Here is a 371-nt window from a genome sequence, read left to right on the forward strand (position 1 = left end):
TATCATCAGTTTGCTTTATGGACTCATCAGCAAGTCTATTTTGTAACCCGTTTAAAGAAAAATGCAGTTTACACAATTATAGAAACACATAAGACTGGATATAAAAAGAAAGGTGTCGCCAAAGTCCTAAAAGATCAGACCATAGAGTTGGAATACTATCCGGAAAATGAAGATGGAGAAAAGCAATATAAAATAAAGAAGACAATAAGACTTAGAAAAGTGGCTTACCAAGATGATCAGAATCGCTATTTTGAGTTCTTGACCAACAATTTTGAGATATCAGCAGAAGAAGTGGCATTTTTATACAAGAAGCGTTGGGGTATAGAACTGCTTTTCAAAAAGATGAAGCAGAACTTTCAGCTTCACTACTT

1 protein-coding gene is annotated in these 371 nt (G+C 34.2%); it reads left to right on the forward strand.

What is annotated here, in order from left to right; all coding sequences use genetic code 11:
• On the forward strand, positions 1–371 hold a 371-nt coding region (locus OM075_RS26745), incomplete at both ends, for a transposase (RefSeq protein WP_301193416.1).

The organism is Plebeiibacterium sediminum (genome assembly GCF_026013605.1).
Lineage (GTDB): Bacteria > Bacteroidota > Bacteroidia > Bacteroidales > Marinilabiliaceae > Saccharicrinis > Saccharicrinis sediminus.